This is a genomic window from Ferdinandcohnia sp. SAFN-114 (assembly GCF_059415045.1).
The window spans coordinates 14,950-40,435 of sequence record NZ_JBPFDQ010000016.1 but is presented as its reverse complement, the minus strand read 5'-3'; the positions used below and the strand labels follow the sequence as shown (position 1 = coordinate 40,435).

General features: G+C 37.2%; 22 protein-coding genes. 18 read left to right on the top strand and 4 right to left on the bottom strand.

Annotation, left to right across the window (positions count from 1 at the left end):
• Positions 1-171 precede the first annotated feature (171 nt).
• The 5 genes from ACR65M_RS07320 to glgA all read left to right on the top strand — a co-directional run bounded on the left by ACR65M_RS07320 (position 172) and on the right by glgA (position 7,317).
• A complete protein-coding gene (locus ACR65M_RS07320) occupies positions 172-1,185 on the top strand; it encodes a glycoside hydrolase family 15 protein (protein WP_341331765.1) in 1,014 nt (337 codons plus the stop codon).
• Between the two features lie 454 nt (positions 1,186-1,639).
• On the top strand, positions 1,640-3,583 hold the full coding sequence (gene glgB / locus ACR65M_RS07315) for a 1,4-alpha-glucan branching protein GlgB (RefSeq protein WP_440272973.1): 1,944 nt from the start codon (positions 1,640-1,642) through the stop codon (positions 3,581-3,583).
• Positions 3,580-4,734 (top strand): glucose-1-phosphate adenylyltransferase, encoded by a 1,155-nt coding sequence (locus tag ACR65M_RS07310; protein ID WP_440272972.1) that lies wholly within the window; start codon positions 3,580-3,582, stop codon positions 4,732-4,734. The genes glgB and ACR65M_RS07310 overlap by 4 nt, the downstream gene beginning before the upstream one ends.
• 24 nt (positions 4,735-4,758) lie before the next feature.
• Positions 4,759-5,865 carry a glucose-1-phosphate adenylyltransferase subunit GlgD gene (glgD, locus tag ACR65M_RS07305; RefSeq protein ID WP_440272971.1) on the top strand — a complete coding sequence of 369 codons (1,107 nt, stop codon included), beginning with the start codon at positions 4,759-4,761 and terminating at the stop codon, positions 5,863-5,865.
• A 12-nt stretch (positions 5,866-5,877) separates the two neighbouring features.
• Positions 5,878-7,317, top strand: coding sequence for a glycogen synthase GlgA (glgA, locus tag ACR65M_RS07300; protein ID WP_440272970.1), 1,440 nt, complete (start codon positions 5,878-5,880; stop codon positions 7,315-7,317).
• Positions 7,318-7,351: 34 nt separating this feature from the next.
• On the opposite strand, the gene ACR65M_RS07295 is transcribed toward glgA, so the two are convergent.
• Positions 7,352-7,489 carry a hypothetical protein gene (locus ACR65M_RS07295; protein ID WP_440272969.1) on the bottom strand — a complete coding sequence of 46 codons (138 nt, stop codon included), beginning with the start codon at positions 7,487-7,489 and terminating at the stop codon, positions 7,352-7,354.
• Positions 7,490-7,538: 49 nt separating this feature from the next.
• Entirely contained in the window at positions 7,539-7,703 is a 165-nt protein-coding gene (locus ACR65M_RS07290) for a hypothetical protein (protein WP_165918252.1), read from the bottom strand.
• Positions 7,704-7,845: 142 nt separating this feature from the next.
• Between ACR65M_RS07290 and ACR65M_RS07285 the strand changes: the two genes are divergently transcribed.
• On the top strand, positions 7,846-8,775 hold the full coding sequence (locus tag ACR65M_RS07285) for an SDR family oxidoreductase (protein WP_121448557.1): 930 nt from the start codon (positions 7,846-7,848) through the stop codon (positions 8,773-8,775).
• A gap of 40 nt (positions 8,776-8,815) precedes the next feature.
• On the opposite strand, the gene ACR65M_RS07280 is transcribed toward ACR65M_RS07285, so the two are convergent.
• Complete coding sequence (locus ACR65M_RS07280; RefSeq protein WP_281254541.1) at positions 8,816-8,950, bottom strand: hypothetical protein; 135 nt, start codon at positions 8,948-8,950, stop codon at positions 8,816-8,818.
• A gap of 53 nt (positions 8,951-9,003) precedes the next feature.
• Positions 9,004-10,155 carry a glycosyl hydrolase family 18 protein gene (locus ACR65M_RS07275; RefSeq protein WP_440272968.1) on the bottom strand — a complete coding sequence of 384 codons (1,152 nt, stop codon included), beginning with the start codon at positions 10,153-10,155 and terminating at the stop codon, positions 9,004-9,006.
• 140 nt (positions 10,156-10,295) lie between these two features.
• On the opposite strand from ACR65M_RS07275, the gene ACR65M_RS07270 reads away from it, so the two are divergent.
• From ACR65M_RS07270 to ACR65M_RS07215, 12 genes are all read left to right on the top strand, one after another.
• Complete coding sequence (locus ACR65M_RS07270) at positions 10,296-12,791, top strand: DEAD/DEAH box helicase (protein WP_440272967.1); 2,496 nt, start codon at positions 10,296-10,298, stop codon at positions 12,789-12,791.
• 112 nt (positions 12,792-12,903) lie between these two features.
• Complete coding sequence (locus tag ACR65M_RS07265) at positions 12,904-13,578, top strand: YdeI/OmpD-associated family protein (protein WP_440272966.1); 675 nt, start codon at positions 12,904-12,906, stop codon at positions 13,576-13,578.
• A gap of 236 nt (positions 13,579-13,814) precedes the next feature.
• Entirely contained in the window at positions 13,815-15,092 is a 1,278-nt protein-coding gene (locus ACR65M_RS07260) for an efflux RND transporter periplasmic adaptor subunit (RefSeq protein WP_440272965.1), read from the top strand.
• Complete coding sequence (locus tag ACR65M_RS07255; RefSeq protein ID WP_121448553.1) at positions 15,076-15,756, top strand: ATP-binding cassette domain-containing protein; 681 nt, start codon at positions 15,076-15,078, stop codon at positions 15,754-15,756. The genes ACR65M_RS07260 and ACR65M_RS07255 overlap by 17 nt, the downstream gene beginning before the upstream one ends.
• Positions 15,753-16,964 carry an ABC transporter permease gene (locus ACR65M_RS07250; RefSeq protein WP_121448552.1) on the top strand — a complete coding sequence of 404 codons (1,212 nt, stop codon included), beginning with the start codon at positions 15,753-15,755 and terminating at the stop codon, positions 16,962-16,964. The genes ACR65M_RS07255 and ACR65M_RS07250 overlap by 4 nt, the downstream gene beginning before the upstream one ends.
• 111 nt (positions 16,965-17,075) lie before the next feature.
• Complete coding sequence (locus ACR65M_RS07245) at positions 17,076-17,891, top strand: alpha/beta hydrolase (RefSeq protein ID WP_440272964.1); 816 nt, start codon at positions 17,076-17,078, stop codon at positions 17,889-17,891.
• A gap of 124 nt (positions 17,892-18,015) precedes the next feature.
• Positions 18,016-18,723, top strand: a complete 708-nt coding sequence (locus ACR65M_RS07240) for a serine/threonine protein kinase (RefSeq protein WP_440272963.1) — start codon at positions 18,016-18,018, stop codon at positions 18,721-18,723.
• 182 nt (positions 18,724-18,905) lie between these two features.
• Complete coding sequence (locus tag ACR65M_RS07235) at positions 18,906-20,063, top strand: pyridoxal-phosphate-dependent aminotransferase family protein (protein ID WP_440272962.1); 1,158 nt, start codon at positions 18,906-18,908, stop codon at positions 20,061-20,063.
• Positions 20,064-20,285: 222 nt separating this feature from the next.
• Entirely contained in the window at positions 20,286-21,575 is a 1,290-nt protein-coding gene (locus ACR65M_RS07230) for an SPFH domain-containing protein (RefSeq protein ID WP_121449448.1), read from the top strand.
• Between the two features lie 132 nt (positions 21,576-21,707).
• Entirely contained in the window at positions 21,708-22,700 is a 993-nt protein-coding gene (locus ACR65M_RS07225; RefSeq protein WP_440272961.1) for a TFIIB-type zinc ribbon-containing protein, read from the top strand.
• Positions 22,694-23,515: a TPM domain-containing protein gene (locus ACR65M_RS07220; RefSeq protein ID WP_440272960.1), complete on the top strand. Its 822-nt coding sequence runs from the start codon at positions 22,694-22,696 to the stop codon at positions 23,513-23,515. The genes ACR65M_RS07225 and ACR65M_RS07220 overlap by 7 nt, the downstream gene beginning before the upstream one ends.
• Before the next feature lie 305 nt (positions 23,516-23,820).
• Positions 23,821-25,356, top strand: a complete 1,536-nt coding sequence (locus ACR65M_RS07215) for a carboxypeptidase M32 (protein WP_341331780.1) — start codon at positions 23,821-23,823, stop codon at positions 25,354-25,356.
• Positions 25,357-25,486 lie beyond the last annotated feature (130 nt).

Below are 25,486 nucleotides of genomic sequence, written 5' to 3'. Positions count from 1 at the left end.
ACAAAAAGTAGACAATTGTTATCATTTTGGTTGTGCTTACATATTATAGAATATAAATTAATATTAAATATTAATTTGTAAAAAGACCCTAAAATGATTTTGATGTGTTTTATAAATATGATTTATGTCAAGAATGAATGTATATTAAATAAGCTAATGGGGTGATACGATATGTATACCAATAAAGCAATTCAGGTTCTTGACCGTATGCGATTATCAAATGGGGCTTATACAGCAAGCTTATCGAATGATTACAGCTATGTGTGGATTCGAGACATAGTATATACAGTTCTACCGTTTATCAATGAACCATCTGAAAGATATGCAAAAGCCTATCATGCTTTATTAGATATGTTTAAAAGCTACGAGTGGAAAATTGATATCCATCGGAAAAAGAAACCAATTTATTTATTTGAATATATCCATTCACGCTATTCAACCGACTTAAAAGAAATGCCTGTTGAATGGGGGCATGCCCAAAATGATGCAATCGGCGCCTTTCTATGGGGTGTTGGAGAAGGATACCGTCTAGGACAAAAAGTAATCCGAGATAAAAAGGATATAGAAATCATACAAAAGCTTGTTGATTATCTAGAATGCTTGCAATATTGGCAAGCAAAGGATAATGGCATGTGGGAAGAAAACATGGAAGTCCACGCCTCAAGCATTGGTGCCTGTGTAGCTGGACTTAATGCCGTAAAGATTCTTGTAAACGTAAACGATGATCTGATTAAGAAAGGAGAGGAAGCTCTACGGAATTTATTACCTCGTGAAAGCGAAACAAAAGATACTGATTTAGCGTTGCTTAGCCTCGTATTCCCATATCGTGTGGTTGACCGTGATACTGCCATTAAGATTGTTGAAACCGTTTCCTCAAAATTAGAGCGTAATTATGGTGTCATTCGATATGAAAACGATCAGTATTATAATGAAGGTAAAGAAGCTGAATGGTGCTTTGGATTCCCATGGTTGGGACTTTGCTACCTTGAATTAGGGCAATTTCATAAAGCAAGTGAATATATAGCTAAAACAAAGAGAGTTGTTCCTGATAATTGGGAGGTTCCTGAACTCTATGTAGGAGGAACGAATAGACCGAATGGAAACACTCCATTAGCATGGTCAGTTGCGATGTCCTATATTTTCCTCACAAAAATAGAAGATATGTCTCAACAAATGATTTCTTAGAAAGCTGCGTTTGCAGCTTTTTTTAATGATGATATATTTGTCTACCCCGTTTGAACTACAAGTTAACACTATTTCGGAAAAATAAAAACCCTGATAATCAGATATGCTTTTACATTATTTTGCAATATCAAAATTTCACTTAAAAATGTAAAAATTTATCAAAAAACCCTTACCTATTGTAAACGGTTTCAACAACTTGTTGATTTTTTATCTTCACGAAAATAATAATTTTCTTCAAATTCTACCTAATCCGACAATAAAAAACATTATTCGCTAAAGGAATATTTCAACCTTAAAACGAATTAATATAATAAAGTGAAAAAATAATACCAAAATTGCGTTTATTCAGTTTTATACTATGGTTTTATTATTTTTTATTTATTTTCATACAAATGACATAAGTTTTTGGTATTACACGCGTTCTCTATACATATATCAAAAGGAGGATATCAAGGTGAAATCAATCGCTGAAAAAGAGGTTGAACTTTTTCCAAGTGACTTCGATCTTTATTTATTTCACGAAGGAACTTTATTAGAAGCCTATAACATGCTTGGAGCACACGTCATGTCCTATAAAGGAGAAGATGGAGTACGCTTTTCTGTATGGGCACCTCATGCAAAATCCGTATCAGTTGTTGGGGATTTCAACAAATGGGAGGGCAGTGAACATGCCCTTGAAATGATTCCGAATTCAGGGGTATGGATTGGATTTATTCCAGGATTACGAGTAGGTGACATTTATAAGTACGAAATCATCACTGCTAATGGAGAAAAAAAGCTAAAAGCGGACCCTTTTGCATTCTCTTCTGAAGTAAGACCAAACACCGCATCTGTTGTAACAAGACTTGACCAGTATGAGTGGAATGATAAGAAATGGTTGAGGAATCGCGAAAAAGCTGATTCGTATAATAATCCAATGCTTATTTATGAATTACATACAGGTTCTTGGAAAAAGAAAGAGGATGGCAGCTTTTATACATATCGGGAGCTTGCTGACGATGTGATTGACTATGTTGTTGAACATGGGTTTACACATATTGAATTAATGCCCATTATGGAGCATCCATTTGACTTATCGTGGGGCTACCAGATAACAGGGTTTTATTCGGTAACAAGTAGGCATGGAAGTCCTGAAGACTTTATGTATTTTGTAGATCAATGTCATCAAAAAGGCATTGGTGTCATACTCGATTGGGTTCCTGTACATTTCTGCCGTGATGAACACGGATTAGGAAAATTTGATGGGACTCCTCTTTTTGAGTCATCCGATTCAAAAAGAGCAGACCGACCATTATGGGGTACGTATAGCTTTGATTTTACAAAAATGGAGATTCATAGTTTCTTATTATCAAATCTCGCTTTTTGGATGGATATGTACCATATTGATGGCTTTCGTATTGACGCCGTATCTTCATTAATTTTCCTTAACCACGACAACCCACAACAAGAAAAGCTATTTAATCAATTTGGTGGCGAAGAAAATTTGGAGGCAATTGAATTTATTAAAAAAGCCAATGAAGCCATCTTTAAACGATATCCAGGCGTGCTAATGATTGCAGAGGAAGCAACCGATTATCCTCTTGTAACTGCACCAACTTCTGATGGTGGATTAGGCTTTAATTATAAATGGAATATGGGCTGGGTAAATGACGTCCTTAAATACATGCGTCTGCACCCTTCCGACAGACGTTATCATCATAATTTATTAACTTTTTCTTTCTTCTATGCGTTTTCGGAAAATTTTGTTTTACCTTTTTCACATGACGATGTTGTTCACGGGAAAAAATCCCTTTTAGATAAGATGCCAGGTGACTACTGGCAGAAGTTTGCAAATTTACGTTTATTATATGGGTACTTAATGACCCACCCTGGAAAGAAACTTCTTTTTATGGGAGGAGAGTTTGGTCAATTCTCTGAGTGGAAGGAGCTTGAGGAACTAGATTGGATGCTTCTAAACTATGATTCTCATACTAAGCTTCAGTCCTATTTTAAAGAGCTTCAGCATTTTTATCGCATGAATTCTAGCCTTTGGAGACTGGATCATGAACAAGAAGGGTTTGAATGGATTGACCCGGATAATAACGACCAATCTGTGATTACCTTCATGAGACATGGAAAGCGCAAGGGTGATTATTCAATCATCGTTTGTAACTTCTCTACAGAGGTCTATGAAAATTATCGTATTGGCGTCCCATCAACTGGGAGTTATATAGAATTATTTAATAGTGATTCAGTGGAATTTGGAGGCTCTGGTCAGATTAATGCAGAATCTTTATCAGTTGATAAGACGCCAGCTCATAATCAACCATACAGCATAACAATTAAAGTTCCACCTTTAGCAATTAGTATCTTCAGAAAAGAGACAAAAAAGAGAAAAAGAGGTGTCGTCAAAAAATGAGGTCAAAGAAGTGGATTGCAGTTGTATTAGCAGGTGGTCAAGGGTCAAGATTGGGGGAATTAACAACGACTCTAGCCAAACCCGCTGTTCCGTTTGGTGGGAAATACAGAATTATTGATTTTCCTTTAAGTAATTGTACTCATTCAGGTATTGATACAGTTGGCGTCATTACCCAATACCGACCACATGTACTCAATAATTATGTTAGTAATGGACGTCCTTGGGATTTAGATCGGAACAATGGGGGAGTAACAGTCCTTCCGCCATATCTTGGAAAACATGGCGGAGATTGGTACAAAGGAACTGCCAATGCAGTCTACCAAAATATCCATTATATCGAGCAATACGATCCAGAATATGTACTCATTTTATCTGGCGATCATATTTACAAGATGGACTATAGTAAGATGCTTAGCTTTCATCTTGAAAAAGATGCTGCTGCAACCATTGCGGTTATCGAAGTGCCTTGGGCAGAAGCAAGTCGCTTTGGAATCATGAATACGAATGACGAAAAGAGAATTGTTGAATTTGATGAGAAACCAGCGAATCCAAAGAGCAATCTTGCATCAATGGGAATTTACTTATTCAAATGGAAACTATTAAAACAGTATTTAGTCGAAGATGAAAGAAATATTCATTCTTCAAATGATTTTGGGAAGGACATTATCCCAAAATTACTTGCTGATGATAATCAGTTGTATGCCTACCAGTTTGATAGCTATTGGAAGGATGTTGGGACCATCGAAAGCCTTTGGGAAGCTCATATGGACTTGTTAGATGATGCTCCAGGCTTTGATTTACATGATCCAAGCTGGCCATTTTTTACCGGGATTGCAACTCATCCACCACAACTTATATCAGCAACTGCAGATGTATCTCAATCATTGATAAATGAAGGATGTACCGTCGAAGGAACGATTGACCACTCGGTGCTCTCATACAATGTACAGGTTGGAGAGAATTCAGTCATTAAAGACTCTGTGATTATGCCGAATGTGCAAATCGGTAGGAATGTAACGATTCATAAAGCAATAATCGCGAGTGATTTATGTATTCCAGATGGAGCGCATATTGGGTCTGATGCCCCAGACGCTGCCATAACATTAATTGGAGATGAAAACACTGTAAGACCCTTAACCGTAATTAAGTAAATATCACACAAGGAGCGATTGGGATTGGAACGAGTAATTGGCGTAATAAATTTAGTAAATGATAAACAATATTTAAAAGAATTAACACAACATCGTTGTTTTGCAGCAGTACCATTCGGTGGAAGATATCGATTAATCGATTTTACAATGTCCAATTTTATTAACGCTCAAATTAAAAAGGTTGGCATATTCACAAAGGACAAATATCGTTCAATCATGGATCATCTCGGTAACGGGAAGGAATGGGACCTTGATCGACGAAATGGGGGATTGTTTATTTTACCTCCAATTCACCCAGACAAAAGTATAGTAGGTGATGTTCAGCAATTTTATGATCACCTTGAATTTTTCAAGCGATCCCATGAGGACACTGTGATTTTATCTCCTGGTCATCATGTTTATAAAATTAACTTTAATGAAGTTATCAAAAAACATAGAGAAAGTGGTGCGGATATTACTGTCGTTTATAAGGATTATGATGGAGAACCTGTCGATAAACCAATCTATCATAAATGTATTCTAGATGCTGATTACACAGTGACAAACCTCGAACTCTATACAATTCCAAAACAGGGAGATCCTGTGTGTACGGAAACTTTTGTTTTTTCAAAGAAATTATTAATTGAACTTATTACAAAGTGCTATGAAAATGGGGAATATGATTTTATTCGAGATGTCGTTAAAGCGAATTTACAACATCTTAATGTAAACAGCTATCATTTTAAAGGTTATATGCCATTTATTCATTCCATTTCGAGCTATTATAAAACGAATATGGATTTCTTAAACCCACAAATGACAAAGGAATTCTTTTTCGATAACTGGGAGATCTATACAAAAACCAAGCATGAGCCACCCGTCAAATACTCGACAACATCTAATGTAAGCAATTCGTTAATTGCAAACGGTAGTGATATAGAGGGAACTGTCGAGAATAGTATTATTTTCCGTGGGGTCAAAATACGCAAAGGGGCAACTGTTAAAAATAGTATTATTATGCAGAAGAGTGTCATTGACGAAGGCACATACCTAGAAAATGTCATTACAGATAAACAAGTAAACATCACTTCAGAAAAAGTAATCGTTGGGGAACTTTCTCCAACTGTGATAAAAAAAGCTGATATTATCTAATGGGGGAAAATCATGAACGTATTATTCGCAGCATCAGAGTGTGCTCCATTTATTAAAACAGGCGGACTAGGGGATGTAATAGGGGCTTTACCGAATGCACTTCAACAGGAAGGGGTACATGTAAGTGTTATCCTCCCTAAATATGGAGATTTAGCTGATAAATATAAGGAACAGCTAGTTTTAGAACGAATCATCGAGGTGCCATTAGGTTGGCGCAGACAATATTGTGGGATTGAAAAATTAGTCCACAACGGAATTAGCTATTACTTTTTAGATAATGAATATTATTTTAAGCGCTATGGGAGTTACGGCTTTTATGATGATGGGGAGCGATTTGCTTTCTTTTCAAGAGCTGTACTTGAAGCTATTCCCTTTCTAGATAAAAAGCCAGATGTCATTCATTGTCATGACTGGCAAGCTGGACCGATTCCACTTTTATTAAAAGCTCACTACTCGAATCAACCAGACTATCAGGGGATTAAAACAGTATTTACGATTCATAATTTACGCTATCAAGGCGTATTCCCAAAATCTGTTTTAAGTGAATTACTTGATGTAAGTGATCGCTATTTTCATATAGATGGAGTGGAATTTTACGGCAATGTAAGCTATCTGAAAGCAGGATTAGCTTTCAGTGACTCGATAACGACCGTTAGCCCTACCTATGCAAATGAAATCCAGACTCCTTATTTTGGAGAACAATTAGATGGATATTTGCGAAAACGGAATTTTGAATTGCATGGAATTGTCAATGGAATTGACCATAAAGCATATAATCCCGCTTCAGATCGTGAACTATTTACCTTTTATGATTCATATGAAGGTAAAATGAAAAATAAACGAGCACTACAGGAGCAACTTGGGCTTCCAGTGAACGAACAGGTTCCTGTGATTTCCATGATTACACGCCTTGTAGATCAAAAGGGAATTGACCTTGTTTTACACGTGTTTGAAGAAATACTTAACCAAAATGTGCAATTTGTTTTACTTGGAACGGGTGAGCGCCATTATGAGGATACTTTCCGTGAAATGGCATATCGGTATCCAACGAAGGTTTCTTCGAATATCTTTTTTGACGAAGCACTTTCACGAAAAGTATATGCTGGTTCAGATTTGTTCCTAATGCCGTCACAGTTTGAGCCTTGTGGGATTGGTCAGTTACTAGCATTCCGCTATGGGACATTGCCTCTTGTAAGAGAAACAGGTGGGCTTAAAGATACAGTCCAACCATACAATGAATTTACAGACCAAGGAAACGGCTTCAGTTTTACTAATTACAATGCCCATGACATGCTATATACAATTGAGCGTGCGATTTGGTTCTACCGATTCCAACCAAAAAAATGGAAAGAGCTTTCTGAAAAAGCATTAAAACTTGATTTTAGTTGGGGAGCCTCTTCAAAGGAATATGTAAAACTGTATGAAGAACTACTACAATTTGCTCTGGTATAAGCTAAAAAAACGTTAGGGGCACACCCTAACGTTTTTACCGTTTACGACCTAATTGTGTGAGTGCGATTCGTCTTAGCGATGAACTGCTAAAATCAGTTGCATTTCTTTTTCTCACCCGTTCACGGATCGGGTTTTCATTTGAGGGTAATCTTTCATCAATGTTCTCAATCACAGGGAAATCCTCCAATCTTATGGAGTAATATTCCCTAGATAAAAATTTTTTATATCAAAGGAAAATAATGTTCATAACGTGGATTGTAATAGTAGGGCGGTCTTGTTCCAATTTGTGGCAAATCAAAGCTGTGGTTTATATATGATACCTCGACACGTTCTTTCGATTCGTTCATAAGCAAAAATGTCACTTCTGGACTGTAGTAATATTTCATAGTTCCAACTCCTTTTAAGTTACCATACTTAGTTTATTCAATTCGTCCCTATAATGAGCCCGTACGCTAAGTAATGCATTCACTCTAAACTGAGTTCTACATAGACTAAATCATCCTGTATTTTATATTAGGAGGTATACCTATGTCTTGCTCTAGAGAAATAGATGGAGAGACTCAAAGCTATCCTATGTATCCGAATTATGGAAAAGTCACCCAATATAAGGACGTAGCCCTTACAGTCCCTGAACAGCGTCAGTATCGCCAACCAGGTGTCGAAGGCTTAATGGTACCGAAACCTATTGTTGATAATCCCCACTATAAAGGTAGTGGCAAGCTAAAAGGAAAAGTTACGTTAATCACAGGTGGAGATAGCGGGATTGGAGCCGCTTGCGCAATTGCCTTTGCAAAGGAAGGAGCAGACGTTGCTATTTCTTATTTAGATGAACATGAGGATGCGAATCGTACAAAATCAATGATAGAAGAGATGGGTCAACGCTGTTTGCTTTTACCCGGTGACCTACGTGAAAAAGAGATATGTATTGATATTGTAGAAAAGACCGTTCAAGCCTTCGGTAAGCTTGACATTCTGGTCAACCATGTCGGTATTCAATTCCAGCAGTCAAGTCTTCTTGATATTTCGGATGAACAGTTTGATGATACCTTCAAGGTTAATGTATATTCTTATTTTTATACAACAAGAGCCGCATTAAAACATTTAAAAACCGGCAGTTCCATCATCAATACAACATCAGTAGTGGCTTATTATGGTCATGATCAACTACTTGATTACACCATGACAAAAGCCGCGATAGTCGGCTTTACTCGTGCCCTTGCTAATAATTTGGTATCCAAAGGAATACGTGTAAATGCTGTAGCGCCAGGTAGAGTCTGGACGCCACTAATTCCATCAAGCTTTTCACCAGACCAAGTCACACTCGCTGGTAATCCAATGGACCGCCAAGGACAGCCATTTGAACTTGCGCCTGCTTATGTGTACCTTGCTACTGATGATTCCCGTTTTGTTACTGGTCAAACGATACATGTTAATGGTGGACAAATCACATCATCCTAAAAAAGTGATTCAATTGAGAATCACTTTTTTGTTTTCAACACTATTCATCTTTTTTAATCATTACATTTTGTGGCCGCTTTGGATGTCCATTCTTACCTTCGTCATCTGGACCTGTTAAGGTATTTCTTTTATCTAATACCTTCCCGGTAAATTCGACTGGATTGCGATTTGCCATTTTTTTCACCTCCATCTGTTAGGATGGATGGAAATTGAAATAACATTACAATTTTATTTTTTTAACGTGTAGTAATCGTCTATAGTCGTCTCTGCAATTGATTCATAAAGTGTGTTCGTTAGGTTATTTGACCCTTTTGAATCTAAGCCTAATTCCCAAATCATCATTCCACCAAAACCATGTTTTAACGCAAGCTTTGTTTTTCTTGTCATCATCGATTGGCCGTTATAATAATACGTTGTACCATTCATATTAACCGAATCCTTTACTGCATTGTCAGGATTACTTTCCACGATTGCTTCGTAGGAAACCTGTTTGATGTTTGGGTCTGCTGGCTGCGCATAAAATGGAACACCAAGGACAAGCTTTTCTTTTGGCAGCTTGTGAGTATCAAATAAATCTGCCCAATAACCTACGATGCTTTCTGTAAATGGGTAGGGTGATAAATTCTGAGCATGATAACCACCGTCCCATTGGCCATCATATGCCATAATATTTACATAGTCTACATATTGAAACATGGCTGTCTCATATTTCACGTAAGCTAATTCAGTTAAGGTTTGGCCATGGATTTTTGAGTGAACCGCAATGGATAACTCTTTATTCTTATCGTGTAGCTTATTACCTAATGTTTTTATAAAATGATGTAAATGTTTCGCATCTGCATCTGTACGAGGGTGTTCAAAATCAATATCTATACCATCTAGATTTTCTTGTTCAACGACTTCAATGAGTTCATTCACAAGTTTTTGCTGTGAAGCTGGGTTCGCTAATGCTGCCGAAAAATAATCATAGGATTCTCCGCCATTCATATGGAACCATCCTCCAACCGCAAGCATTGCTTTAGTTTCATGCTTATGGGCATTGGCAACCATATTCTTGAGATTTTTTTCAGCATGTTCACCGGTAAACAATAATTGCCCATCCTTTGTAGGATGAACAAAGGAAAAGATAATATGGGTTAGTTTAGTATAATCAATTTGGTTGGGATCACGAAAATCCTGTATATAACCTACTAAAACGTTTGACATATTTTTATCAAGTTTTGGTTTTTCTTTTTGATTTGGTTTTTTTGAAGATTGTGGTACTTCATCACCTATTTTGGTTTCATGTTGATTTTGATTTGTTAACAACACACCTGTTAATAAACCACCAACAAAGATTATAGCCACCAAAATGCTAAGGAAGATAAATCGTTTCTTCATGATGTTGTCCTCCAAATTCAGTTTATCCTCAAATTTTAACAAATAGTCGGACCGTATAGATGTGGTAATATCATCCTATACATATATTGTTTCAGGCCTATGTAAACTAATAACAATACGTCTTTACAAGGAGCAATTCAATGAGTATTCAACTTAGTCAATACTATAATCAAGCAGTCGAAAGAGCAAAACAGATGATTATGGATGACATTAATCATTATATGGAACCAAAAGAAACGATTCCCTCATTTGAACAGTATGTCAGAGAAAGAGGGCAGTTTATCGAACAAATTTGGCTCAACGCTTGGTTAAATACAGCCGTTCATGCTTCTATATCTGAAAAGAAAGCCTATTTAGTGGAACATGGATTTGAAGTTGAGGATGTTGGTAAAAAACTGCTAAATAAATTATTTCGAACTGAAATACGTAATGTGCATCCTTATGATTTATTAGGTTGGTTAGAAGAGACCTATGCAAAACATCCTGACGAATGGCAAAAAAAGTATCAAACCGCAAGAGACGATTACGAAGCTCGAATTAAGAAGCAAATGGATCGAGAAACCAAGCGAAAATTTATTCTCAAGTTAAATTTTTATCTAAACGAAATACTTGGTGATCATTACGAAGAACTTTATCTAAGGATTCGATATTTATTAGGGAGTCATTTAGCAATTGAGATTGATCAAAAAGGGATGATTTTATCATCAGACGATGTGACGTTTGCTTCTTATCTTTATAAAGAAACTGAACTTGCACATAACCGCTATTTTTATCAAGAAAATTTGATTGAGGAATATGAAGATCTTATTTTACATCAACTCATGGATTTCGGACCAAATTGGTTAAAATCGCACTTACCTGAACATATATTTGTCGATTGCCAAAATAGCTTTCAAGAACCATTATCTGATGCATTTTTGCAGGAAGTGGCCTACGAGTATTTTCTCGACGTTCGTGATGATTTATTTGAGGATATATTAGAGGAATATGTGTCAGATCTTGTGAAGCTTATTGACATTCCATTTGAGTTGGACACACATAGACAACTCTTTTTAAAAGACATTACTGAGAGAAAAGAACGTGCCGAAAAGGAAAAAGAAGAATTAAGACGACAAAGAGAAGAAGAACAAAGAATGCTCGAGGATATATTTGGACGCGCATATAACTTATCACCAGGACGAAATATTCAGTACGTTCTTCATGTTGGCGAAACCAATACCGGGAAGACGTACCAGGCTATCCAACGAATGAAGGAAGCAAATAGTGGGGTTTATTTAGCTCCATTACGATTATTAGCACTCGAAATTTATGAAACATTGAATGAGGAAGGAGTACCCTGCAATTTAAAGACAGGAGAAGAAGAAAAGCTTGTAGAAGGGGCCAACCATCTCTCAGCAACCGTTGAAATGCTAAGAGAAAAAGATTTCTACGATGTAGTTGTAATTGATGAAGCCCAGATGATTTCCGATAAGGACAGGGGCTTTTCATGGTATAAAGCAATAACAAATGCAAATGCACAGGAGGTTCATATCATTTGCAGCTTTCATGCAAAATGGATGATTCTACAGCTTCTTGGTGATTCAAATGTAGAAGTTTACGAATATCATCGAGATGTACCATTAGAGGTAGAACCGCAAGCTTTCCGTTTGAACCAAACCCGACAAGGCGATGCCTTGGTTTGTTTTTCAAGAAGAAGAGTTCTTGAGACAGCCTCCGAGTTACAACGAAGTGGACGTCGTGTGAGTATGATATACGGGAGCATGCCACCGGAAACTCGAAAAAAGCAAATCCAACGCTTTAATAATGGGGAGACAACGGTTATTGTGGCTACAGATGCAATTGGTATGGGTTTAAATCTGCCGATTAGACGGATAGTATTTTTGGAAAATGATAAATTCGACGGAACGAGAAGAAGGCTGCTAACCTCTCAGGAAGTAAAACAGATAGCAGGTCGAGCGGGAAGACGGGGAATTTATGATATCGGAAAAGTCGCTTTTACTAGTGATATCAAAACAATGACACGATTATTAGAACAAGAAGATCCCCCGCTTCAGGGCTTCGCGATCGCTCCAACAACAGCAGTTCTTGAACGTTTTCAGAAGTATTCTCGAAAAATGAGGATGTTTTTCTATCTATGGGATCAATTCAAGAGTCCAGAGGGAACGAAAAAAGCAAGTCTTTATGAGGAACGGATGCTATATGAGTTAGTTGAGGATACAATTATTGAAGCAAAGTTATCATTACCTGACCTTTATGGCTTTTTGCATCTACCATTTTCGTCAAATGAACCATCACTGCGTGCACAATGGAAGAAAGCACTCGAGGCGATTGTCGATGGTTTTCCACTGCCAGACCCGATCCTTAAAGAATCTGGACTTGAGGAGCTTGAGCTCTCCTATAAAGCGGTTGGCCTCCATTTGTTATTCCTTTATAAATTAGGGAAACAGACTGAAGCTCATTATTGGGAAAGAGTGAGGGAAGAAATTAGTGACAAGATACACGAACACTTGAAATCAGGCATTCAACCGACTAAAAGAGTATGTAAACGATGTGGAAAGAACTTACCAATTGGCTTTTCATTTGCTATTTGTAATGAATGCTATTTCGAACGGCCAAGACGTGTACAACCTAGATAATCTTTAGACAAAAAGTAGCTTTTTTGTAGCTACTTTTTTCTTTTACATACGGTTGCTTTCGCCAAATTTTACCTATAAACTAAATTAACAACTATACGAACAGGTGATTGCTATGGCTAAAACAATTGTAGAAAAATTAAACCTAACTAAATACAACAAGAAACTCCTATTAGATGTACCAGAGGGTCAAAACTACTTTGAAGGATTAACAGATTATGAAACAACTCTATCTAAGGAACATTCCTATGATCTAATTTTTGCATTTGTAATGGATTTAGAAACATTAAAGGAAATAGTTACTAAAATTATCGATCATAATCTATTAAATAAAAAAGGTTACTTTTTTGCTGCTTATCCTAAAAAGAGGAATAAAGTATATGATACCTTTATTCATCGTGATGATCTGTTAAGCGGGCTTGATGCAGACGAATATGGCTACATCGGTAAAAGTGACATTAAATTTTCACGTATGGTCGGATTAGATGATGTCTTTACCGTTGTTGGTTTAAAAGAAGCAGGAAAAACTAAAAACGTAAAATCAACAAAGGCAAGCCAATGTGTTGATGATTATATTGATTTCATTCCTGCTATTGAAGAAGACCTCAAAGACACACCAGACATCCTTCGCTTTTACCAGGCATTAACTCCAGGTTATCGGAAGGATTGGGCTCGGTTTATTTATAGTGCAAAACAAGAAGCAACCAAGAAAAAACGACGTAAAGAAATGAAAATGATCCTTTCAGAAGGATATAAAACACGTGATTTATATCGCGCAAATAAAAAATAATCCAAAAGAAAATAATCCAAAAGATCAACCAGATTTACTCTGGTTGATTTTTTTGTAAAAATTTAAAAATATTTGTAAAAAATTGAAACCTTTTAGCAATCTTCGCCGTCTTAATGGTTAGGGTAAAATTTGATTATTTTTAAAATCGCAATCTAATAGATTAAACAAGGATACAGTGATAGAGATATTCAATATTTACCTATCTAATGAGAATGAAAACTATAGGGGGAAGTATGTTGAAGAAAAAGAAGGTTTTAATTTGGATTTTGTCGATTATCGGAATCCTGGTAATCGCGGGTGGAGTAGCTGCCTTTTTCATAAAAGAAAAGAGTGTGGCATCAGTTGGAGAACAAATTGAGGAAGTAAATGTAACGGTACAAAAAGCGAAAGAACAAGAATTAATAGAAACGATTCTTGTAACAGGCGAAATCGTTCCTGAAGGGGAGCAAAAAGTATTCATAAATCCAGAGCATGGAGAGATTAGCGAATATAAGATAGAAGAAAACAAAACTGTAAAAGCTGGAGACCCGCTATTTGTCTACGATTCTTCTAAGCTAGATACAGAATTAGCTAGAGCAACTAGAGAAAGAGACTTAATTCAGGTAAGAGCTAAAACAGAACAAAATCAAATTGCGGCCCTAAATAAACGGATTGAAGTAGCAAAAAAAGAAATAGCCGCACAAAAAAACAAACCAAAAACAAAAGCTGCTGAGACACCTGAAAAGACTGAAGAAGGTACAGAACCACAACAAATAATAGAGGAACCACCAGTTGAAGACGTAAACCAACTTACAAGTGAAAAGGTTCAAATGGAGCTACAATATGAAAATACAAAATCAGAAATTACAGCAGCAAATGAACGAATCGCGGAAATTACAAATCAGAAAAAAGAAATGACAGTTGTTAGTAAAATTGATGGAATCATTGTAAAAGTGAATAAAAATATTGCATCAACCGAGACGGGTGCAACAGAGCCGGTCATACATATCATTTCGAATAAACCATATAAAGTAATAGGAACAATGAGTGAATTTGATGCAGTCAAAATTCAACAGGGACAAGAAGTAATTGTCCGTCCTAAGGTATTCAAGGACCGAGAATGGAAGGGTGTTGTCGAATCCGTTTCTCATTTTCCAAATGATGACGGAGGAGCTGGCGGAGAATTTTCGGGAATGGGTGGTGGCAATGTTACCATGTATCCTTTCAAAGTGGGAATTACAGACGACACAACTGACCTTCGTCATGGGTTCCACGTTTCATTAGAGGTTCGAATTCCTGGAACTGAGATTCTTCCTGTAATTTCGCATACAGCTATTTTGGATGAAGGTGGAGTAGCAGTTGTGTATGTATTAGTAGATGGTATCTTACAAAGACGTGAAGTTCAAACGGGGTCAATGAATGATGAATTTATCCAAGTCACTGAAGGTGTTAATAAGGATGATCTCGTGGTTTTAACACCATATGAGGGAATGTACGATGGAATGGAAGTGACCTCCTTTGATGAAGTTGAGTAAGATTACAAAGGTATATGGAAACGGGGCTCTTGAAGTACCAGTTTTACACGGGATAGATTTAACCATTGAGGACGGGGAATTTATTGCCATCATGGGACCATCTGGTTCAGGAAAATCTACCTTAATGAATATTATTGGTTTCCTGGATTCGCCAACTTCGGGCACGTTTGAATTGAACGATGAAAAAATAGGTCTTGTAAAGGATCGAAAGTTAGCAAAATTGCGTAATGAGCATATCGGTTTTGTTTTTCAACAATTTTTTCTGTTACCACGTCACAACGCACTAAAAAATGTTGAATCTCCACTTATTTATGCAGGAGTTCCGAAGCGGGAACGGATGGACAGAGCCAAACAAATGTTGGAGAAGGTCGGACTTGGAGATCGAATCAAACACTTGCCAAATCAACTCTCTGGTGGTCAAAAACAAAGGGTTGCAATTGCGAGAGCGCTTGTAAATAACCCTTCAATCGTGTTAGCAGATGAGCCAACTGGGGCTCTTGATTCTAAAACGAGTGAGCAAATAATGGAGCTAATGGTTCAACTAAATAATGAAGGTAGAACTGTTATCATTGTTACGCATGAGGATGAAGTTGCTGCATACGCAAATAGGGTTATCACTTTAAAGGATGGGTTGATAACGGATGACCAAAGGAGAAGGCTATGAGTCTATTAGAAAGCTTTAAAGTAGCATTATCCTCAATCTGGAATCATAAGATTAGGTCCATTTTGACGATGCTGGGAATCATCATTGGTGTTGCGGCTGTAATCATTATTGTTGCAATCGGCCAAGGGGCCAAAACGAAAATGACAGAGGAATTATTTAGTATCGAAAAAAATGCAGTCGATATTTGGTATCAGCCAATGCCAAAAGAAGGAGAAGAAGATTCAGAAATGTTCTGGATGGAACCTGAATTAACTTCTGATGACGTCGAAACCCTTTCTGAAGTTCCAGGTGTAAAAGCAGTTATCGCTACAAACCAAGGCTGGGGGCCGTTGATTTATAATGACCAACAGGGAGAAATGGAAATTACCGGAGTAGGACCTGAGTTCTTTACAGCACGAAACATCCAAATTGTTGAGGGACGACCAATCAATGCGAGAGATAACGATGGACGAAATCGTGTAGTGATGATCGACACTGTCGCAAGGGGAAAATTCTTTAAAGATAAAGAAAATATTATCGGTGAAATCGTCGATTTGAATGGTAATCCCTATAAGTTAATCGGGGTATACGAGTCGCCAATCCCTGAGCAGTATCGGTATAATGAGTCAGGGGAAATGCTCATGCCACGAGGAGTCATTTCAATGATGTTTGGCAATCGAGAAATTGAACGTTTAGCTATAATTGCAGACAATCCAGAACGAATATCAGAAATCGGGCGTTCTGCAGCTGATACCCTAACGATGGCTAAAAAACTCGAGGATGGGATGTATACAGTAAACGATTTTTCTGAATATGAACAAGAAGTTGATACTGTTATAACAATCATGACATTAGTCATTGGTAGTATTGCAGGAATTTCATTATTAGTGGGTGGCATCGGTGTTATGAACATCATGCTCGTTTCCGTAACTGAAAGAACGAGGGAAATTGGTTTACGAAAAGCCCTTGGAGCTACTCGAGGAAGAATTTTACTGCAATTTTTAATTGAATCAGCAACATTAACCTCACTAGGGGGCATGATCGGAATCGGGCTTGCAACATTAGGGACGATTGTTGTATCTCAATTTGCACCAATCACTGCTACGGTAAGTCCAATGATTGTCATAATCGGCGTAGGCTTCTCTGCTTTCATTGGTATCATCTTTGGAATCTTACCAGCAAACAAAGCCTCAAAACTTAGTCCAATCGATGCATTACGTTACGAATAAGAGGGATAAAAAAGGAGGTGCTAACCTCCTTTTTTGTTTTGCCTGAAGGAAGTCATACATATATGTCGAAAATTTATATAGGTGAAGATTATTAAAAAAGGGTGAGAAAGCATGATTCACGAAAAACATGAACTAAAACACAAGAACGAAAAAGCTGAATTATTCACGTATCTTCTTGATAATTCGGTAAGTATTGATCCAGACCGTAAACGACCAATGATTGTCATTTGCCCTGGCGGTGGCTATGTCCATACGTCTGACCGTGAGGCAGAACCAGTTGCTATAAAAATGCTAAGTAAAGGTTATCACGCGAGTGTCCTTAGATATAGTGTGGAACCATCTGTATTCCCGACAGCCCTTTGCCAATTGGCAAATGCAGTCGGTTTGATTCGTGACAATGCAGATAGCTGGAATGTTGACCCCAACAAGATTATTGTCATGGGCTTTTCAGCAGGTGGCCATCTAACTGCAAGCTTAGGAGTGTTCTGGGATAAGGAGTTTTTAACAGAACAATTATCCTATTCGAAGGATCAAATTAAACCAAATGGATTAGTCCTAAGTTACCCTGTCATTTCTTCTGGTCCTTATGCTCACGAAGGAAGCTTTAGGGCATTATTAGGAGAAAAGTTTGAGGACCAAGAGCAACGAGAATTTTTATCCTTGGAAAACCAAGTAACGCCTGAAACCCCTCCCACATTTTTATGGCATACTGTATCTGATGCATCTGTTCCTGTTGAGAATAGCATGCTATTTGCTCAAAGTTTATTAAAACAGAAAGTCCCGCTCGAAATGCACATTTATCCAGAAGGAGTTCATGGACTATCACTTGGAACAGAAGAAACACAGTCAAAAGGAAGAGACAATCACATTCAGCCAGAAATAGAGAATTGGATTGAAATGGCTGCAAGATGGGTGAAGGGATTATAAAAAATTAATATGCGCAAAAGAGGGTCGTTAATGGCCCTCTTTTTAATTTGCGACGAATAAGACCAATACCTTGCTATCTCTTTAATTAAATGCGTAAAATGAACAAATACTCATATACATAAATATGATTTATTCAGCTAACGATTGGAGAGATTATGTGGAGCATAATTGGGAAATTGCGTTTGATTCACTATCTAAAATAACTGTTTTATCAAACCCAAATAACGAACCAGTCACCATTATTGGTGATGCTGATGATTTAAACTGTATCGGTGTCGGTACGGATGCAGCCGTTTTTCAATCTATTAATGCCCCAGAATATGCATTTAAGAAATACGCGAAGAACAAAGTTGCCAAGGTTAAGGCTGAGGTAAATGTCTATCAGATCCTAGGGGAGTCCCGATTCTTTTCTAAGTGTTTTGCTTCTGAAGACCATTACCTTGTTTTAAGCTATGAAGAAGGGATAACTCTATATGATTGTATCCTTCAAGGAATCCATATCCCCAAACAAGTTGTAGAGGATGTGGAGGATGCAAGAGATTATGTTCGGAACAAGGGGCTAAACCCTCGTGACATCCATCTAAAAAATATTTTATTGCAAAATGGAAGAGCAAAAATAATTGATGTTTCCGAATACATTCAGCCGGGTAATGATTTTAGATGGGAACACCTAAAAAAAGGATATGAAGAGTATTATCATATGATTGACGGAAAAGCGGTTCCGTTTTGGGTCGTGGATACAGTTCGTAAGTGGTATAACCAACAAAACACATATTTCCCGTCAATAGATGACTTTATGAAAATCGTTCAGAAGCTTTTATATAGGAAGTAGAAAGAAGTTGTCAATTTTCACAAAAATACAACTATGCTGTGAATTGTTGCTTTCGTAAGGTCTAAAAAAGCACCGGAATACGACCGAATGTGTTAGAATAATGTGGAAAGCAATACAGGGTCTGGCTTCATCATTATTATAAAGCGATTATTAGTGTGGAAGTCAAAATGGAGGTAATTAATATGTATCCACTTATACTAAGACATCCTGGACCTACTCCAATCCCTAAAAAGGTGGAACTGGCAATGGCTCAGGATATGTTTAGTCATCGTACTGAAGAATTTGTAAAGTTATACAAAGATGCCACACAACGTGTGAAACCTATCTTTGGTACTAAGCAAGATATTTTACTACTTCCCTCGGGTGGAACAGCAGCATTAGAAGCAGCTGTGGTAAATACAGTTTCCCCTGGGGATGAGGTAGTCGTTATCACTGTAGGAGCCTTTGGAGATTATTTCGTTTCGATTTGTGAAAAATATGGCTTAACTGTACATAAATTAGCTAAAAATTGGGGTGAAGCTTGTACAAAGGAAGACCTCAATGAATTTTTGAAACCGTTATCTACTATTAAGGCCGTTTTTGCTACGTATAATGAAACCTCTACAGGAATCTTAAATCCGATTGAGCAATTGGCAGAAGTGGTGCGTAATCATTCTGACGCGCTATTTATAGTCGATGGGGTAAGCTGTATTGGAGGAGCCCCTGCTGAAATGGATCAATGGGGAATTGATATATTAGTAACAGGTTCACAAAAAGCGATGATGCTTCCACCTGGACTAGCACTTGTAGCCGTTAGTGAAAGAGCCTGGGATGTAATTGAGGCCAATAACACCACTGCTTATTATTTAAATCTATTAAGCTATCGGGAGTGGGCAGCAAAAGGAATGACGCCTAATACTCCTTCTATTTCGCTCATAATGGGGCTATCTGCTGTGTGCGATTTAATTGAAGAGGAAGGCGGATTTTCAAAAACGGTTGAACGACACGATGTCATGAAAAACATGGTTCGGGAATCTATGAAAGCCTTATCAATAGAATTATTAACGGGTGACGAGTATGCATCACCTACAATTACGGCAATTCGTGCCCCAGAAGGATTGGATCTTTCAGCCTATTTAGGACACCTTAAGAAGGAATATCACCTAGATTTCGCTGGGGGACTTGGCCATCTCCAAGGCAAGATTTTCAGATTTGGACATATGGGCTATTGCTTCCCTAGTGATGTCCTTCAAGCAGTTTCCCTAATGGAAGCAGGTTTACAGGATTTTTCTTATAACTTCAAGCCCGGTGCTGGAGTAAATGCGGCACAAAATGTATTCTTGGCCTCATTAAAAAAGTAAATGATTGTATTGCCAGACCCTATTGATGTAATTACTTAGTATAGGAAATGATAACAACTGAGTGGTTTTTCCACTCAGTTGTTTCTTTGTAGGAAATTTCTTAATTTAACTGAATATGAAACTTATTGCCTAATAAATCGTAGTACATTAATACAGAGAAATTTGTAAAAATGAAATTTCACATTCGTTTGTAATGTTTAGTTTTTTGCAGGAGGGGTTTAAATGGGAATTATTAAAGCAGCAGTTAGTGCAGTTAAAGGAAACTTAGCAGATCAGTGGCTAGAGGTAATTGAACCACAGGAGATGAGTGATACAACCGTTATGTCCGTTGGTGTAAAAGTACGAGCTAAAGATCGTCGAAATCAAAACTTTAAGGGAACAGATTCCACGATTTCAAATGGTTCAATCATCCATGTGTATCCAAATCAATTTATGCTTTTAGTTGACGGAGGAAAAATTGTGGATTATACAGCAGAAGAGGGCTATTACCAAGTTGTAAACTCTTCACAACCATCCTTATTCAACGGTCAATTTGAAGAAGCTTTATACGAAACCTTCAATCGTTTTAAATTCGGTGGTGTTCCATCAACGTCTCAAAAAGTTTATTTTATTAATCTTCAAGAGATAAAAGGGATTAAATTTGGTACACGAAACCCGATAAACTACTTTGACAATTTTTATAATGCGGAATTATTTTTACGTACTCACGGGAGCTATTCTATAAAAATTGTTGACCCGCTCAAGTTTTTCATGGAAGCCATTCCTCGAAATAAATCAAATGTTGATATCAATGACATTAATGGACAATACTTATCTGAATATATGAATGCTTTGCAAACGGCAATCAATAAAATGTCCGCAGATGGGATCCGAATTTCTCATGTCACTTCAAAGGGAATGGAACTTGCAAAGTATCTGGCAGAAGTTCTTGATGAAGACTGGACGCGGATGCGCGGAATGCAGGTTGAATCCGTAGGAATCAACAGTATTACGTATGATGATGAATCACAAAAACTGATAAACATGAGAAACCAAGGTGCTATGCTTCAAGACCCTTCAGTTCGTGAAGGATATGTCCAAGGTGCCATTGCAAGAGGGCTGGAGGCCGCCGGTTCCAATGATGCTGGATCGATGCAAGGATTTTTAGGCATGGGAATGGGGATGCAAGGTAGCAGTGGTTTTATGGGAGCTGCTTCTGAATCAAATCGTCAGCAAATGCAACAGCAAGCAAAAAAACAGCAAAATCAACAGGTGGAAAATCCTAATCAATGGAAATGTTCTTGCGGTCAAACAAATACAGGTAATTTTTGCTCAGAATGTGGATCTCCCAAACCACAAGCTAATAAAGAAACGTGGGAATGTCAATGTGGCCAAGAAAATAAAGGGAAGTTCTGTTCAAACTGTGGCAGTAAAAAGCCTGAAGAACTAACATGTCAAACATGCGGGTTTAAACCTGCAAATCAAAATGCAAAATTCTGTCCTGAGTGTGGATCTCGTTTTGAACATAAATGATGTGCTGAATCGGGAATATTTCAGAAGAAAAAGAGGTGATAAGGGTTGGGGGTTGTAGTCTATAAATGTATTAACTGCGGGGGACCATTAGCATTCAAAGCGGAAACCCAGAATTGGACCTGTGATTATTGTTTGAGTGAATTTACAGAAGAAGACGTGAAGAATTTTATCAATAATGAAAAAGCAGAGGAAGAAGCAAAAGCAAGTAAAGAATCCCTACAACATTCAAAGGTATTAGATCAGGAATTTGATGAAAAAGCTACAGGCTATACGTGCAGCAGTTGCGGAGCAGAAATTGTAACCGATGATACCACTGCCGCAACTTTTTGTTATTATTGCCACAATCCAACGATTATCCCACGGCAATTAGAGGGAGAATATCGCCCTGAGATGGTTATTCCTTTTAAAATTAACCGTAAAAAAGCGGAAGAATTATTTATAAATTGGTGTAAGGGGAAGCCACTACTCCCCAAGTTCTTCACTTCAAATTCAGAGCTCGAAAAACTTTCAGGAATCTATGTTCCATTTTGGTTATTTGATAGTAATACTTCTGGAAAAATTGAGGGTGAAGCTAGAAGAGTTAGAACCTATACAAGAGGGGATACCAGGTATACTGAAACAAAATATTATAAGGTGATGCGGGAAGGAAAAGCAATATTCCGTGATGTACCAGCAGATGGATCTAAGAAAATGGATGATAAGCTCATGACCATCTTAGAGCCTTATGACTATAACGATTTAACCGATTTTTCAATGTCCTATTTGTCAGGCTTTTTTGCCGAAAAGTATGATATGAACCAAAATGAGGTGTACGGAAGAATTTCAAACGTTCTTCGTAATAATATCGGAACGTTACTTCAAGGTACGATTCATGGATATAGTACGGTTTCGATCCATAATGCAAACGTAAAACTCTCCAATGTTAAAGCAAAATATGTTTTATTACCCGTTTGGATGTTTACTTACCAATATAAGGGGAAGACCTATATATTTGCAATGAATGGCCAAACTGGAAAAATTGCGGGGGACTTGCCAATTAGCATTGGAAGAGCTAGTAAATGGTTTGGTATGATTTCAGCCAGTGTCTTTACAGCCCTGTCGTTAGGAGGGTTATTTATATGGTAATGAAAAAAGTTCTCTTTATTCCATTATTCCTCCTCACGTTAATAGCTTTCGCAAGTGTTACGTTTGCTGACAACGAGCGTGTTTTTGATCAGGCAGGTTTATTCTCAGATACAGAAAAGGTAGAATTGCAGGAGCAAGGCATACAATTAACTGAACAATTTCAAATGGATATCCGTATCGTCACAACGGATGATAGTGGAGGAAAATCAGCAAGAGATTATGCAAGCGATTTTTATGATAGCCATGGATTCGGTTATGAAGGAACTGCGGATGGAATATTATATCTAATTGACATGGATAACCGGGAAGTGTATATCTTTACACGTGATCGAATTGTTGATTATTTTCCAGACGTAACCGTGGAGGAAATTCTTGACCATGTCTATCCTTATTTAACAGAAGAAGCATATGGTGAAAGTGCGAAAGCATTCTTGTCAGACGTTGAGACTACGATGAATGATGGAATTCCTGAAGGACCATCTTCTTCTGGCGGATATGCACAATCGGATAATTCGACATCCTATTCATCAAGTACCTCCCAAGGAGAATTAGTTAAAGAACTCTTAATCTATTTTGCTATTGCAATTGGGGTTGGCGTTATTTCAGTTGGGATAATGGCGATGTACAACAGGGGGCGCTCGACGACAACAGCCCACACGTATTTAGAATCTAATTCATTTACTGTAACCAATAAAATGGACCGACATTACAATACACGAGTAACTCAACAAAAGATTCAAAGAAATTCAAATAGTGGTGGAGGATCATCTTTTTCCGGCGGCGGCAGATCTGGCGGTGGGGGAAGAGGGTTTTAAGTAAGCATGAGGAAATCATACGCCTCATGCTTTTTTCTATTCTAATAGTAAATCTCTAATTTATCAGGATAATGGTGCCGAAACTTAAAAACTATCACAATATAACACATTAATATTTTATTTCCCGAAGTTTTGTCGAAATGCGAAAACAAGTTGTTCTCAATAGTGAACTATCAAAAGAGAGATAGATTTTGTAAAAATTGTTATTTTTTATTATTAATTTTCGGAATTTTTATTTATAATAGGTTATAGACTGAACAGTCAATTTTATTTCTTCGGGATGAAACTCGAAATGGGGGTATAGTATGTCTAACCAACAAGTAATAAATGCTGAACTTCAAGAAAAGGTCAATCAATTTAAAAAATTAGATGAAAAAATTACTCATCTAAATAGTGTACTTGCTCTAGCAGATTGGGATCAAAAAGTAATGGCACCTAAGAAAGGACGATCTCTTTTTGCCAATTCCATCGGAACGTTATCAACGGAGATATTTAAGCTATCTATCTCGCAAGAAATGGGTGAGCTATTAGAGGTATTAACAGAAGATAAATTCTATGAGCAACTTGATGACGTGACAAAAGCAATTGTACGTGAAAGAAATAACTTCTATAAACAGTCAAAAAGCATTCCATCTGAACTGTACAATGAATATATTGTCTTAACTTCAAATGCAAATAATGCATGGGAGGAAGCTAGAGAAACGAATAATTTTGAAGTTTATCTTCCCTATCTTGAACGAATTGTGGAAATTAAAAAGGAATTTACGAAGTATTATGGGTATGAGGGGCATCCATATAATGCATTATTAAATGAATTTGAGCCTGGATTAACAGTTGAAGTTTTAGATCCACTTTTTGCAGATTTACGAAAAAACAGCATTGATTTATTAAATCGAATCAATCTATCAACTTCTAAGCCAAGTGGCGAGGTTTTTGAAAAGCTTTACAACCCTGAGATTCAAAAAGAGTTTAATAAATTCTTACTTCCGCGAATTGGATTTGATATGGATGCTGGACGACTAGATGAAACCGTACATCCATTTGCTCAATCGATTAATACAGGGGATGTCAGAATTACAACTCGCTATCTTGAGGATAATGTTCGTTCGGCAATCTTTGGCACAATCCATGAAGCAGGACATGGTATTTATGAGCAAAACATAAATTCTGAATTAGAAGGAACATCAATCTGCAACGGAACATCCTTTGGTATTCATGAATCACAATCAAGATTTTTAGAAAATATGGTAGGACGTAGTGAAGAATTTTGGAAGTTCTTCTATCAAGATCTCCAAAATCATTTCCCTGACCAATTAGGAAATCTGGATGTGAAAGATTTCTATCGGGCAATTAATATCGTTGAGCCTTCGTATATTCGAGTTGAAGCGGACGAATTAACGTATAATTTACATATCATGCTTCGTTATGAAATAGAAAAAGGACTCATTAGTGGGGAAATTGCTGTAAAAGACCTACCGAATGTATGGAATGAGAAGATGAACGAATATTTAGGGATTGTACCTCCAACTGATACTTTAGGGGTACTTCAAGATGTTCATTGGTCATTTGGCGGCTTAGGATACTTCCCATCATACTCTCTTGGAAACTTATATGCAGCCCAGATTTTGAATACCATTAAGAAGGAGCTCCCTGACTTTTACGGGCATATTGAAAGAGGAGAGTTTACCGTTATTCAAAATTGGCTGAAAGAAAAAATACACAAATACGGGGCTATTTATACACCTGATGAATTAATTAAGAAAGTCACTGGCGAAAGCTTAAATGCTACTTATCTAGTGAACTACTTAGAAGAGAAATATTCTAAGGTTTACCAGTTATAAGCAAAATGCAATTAAAAATCATACACAAAAATGGAAGATAACTAACCTCGTCTCTATTTTGAGACGGGGTTAGTTTTAGTTTTATCGGAAATGAATGAATGGTATAATGCATTTTGGACAGTACAAGTAA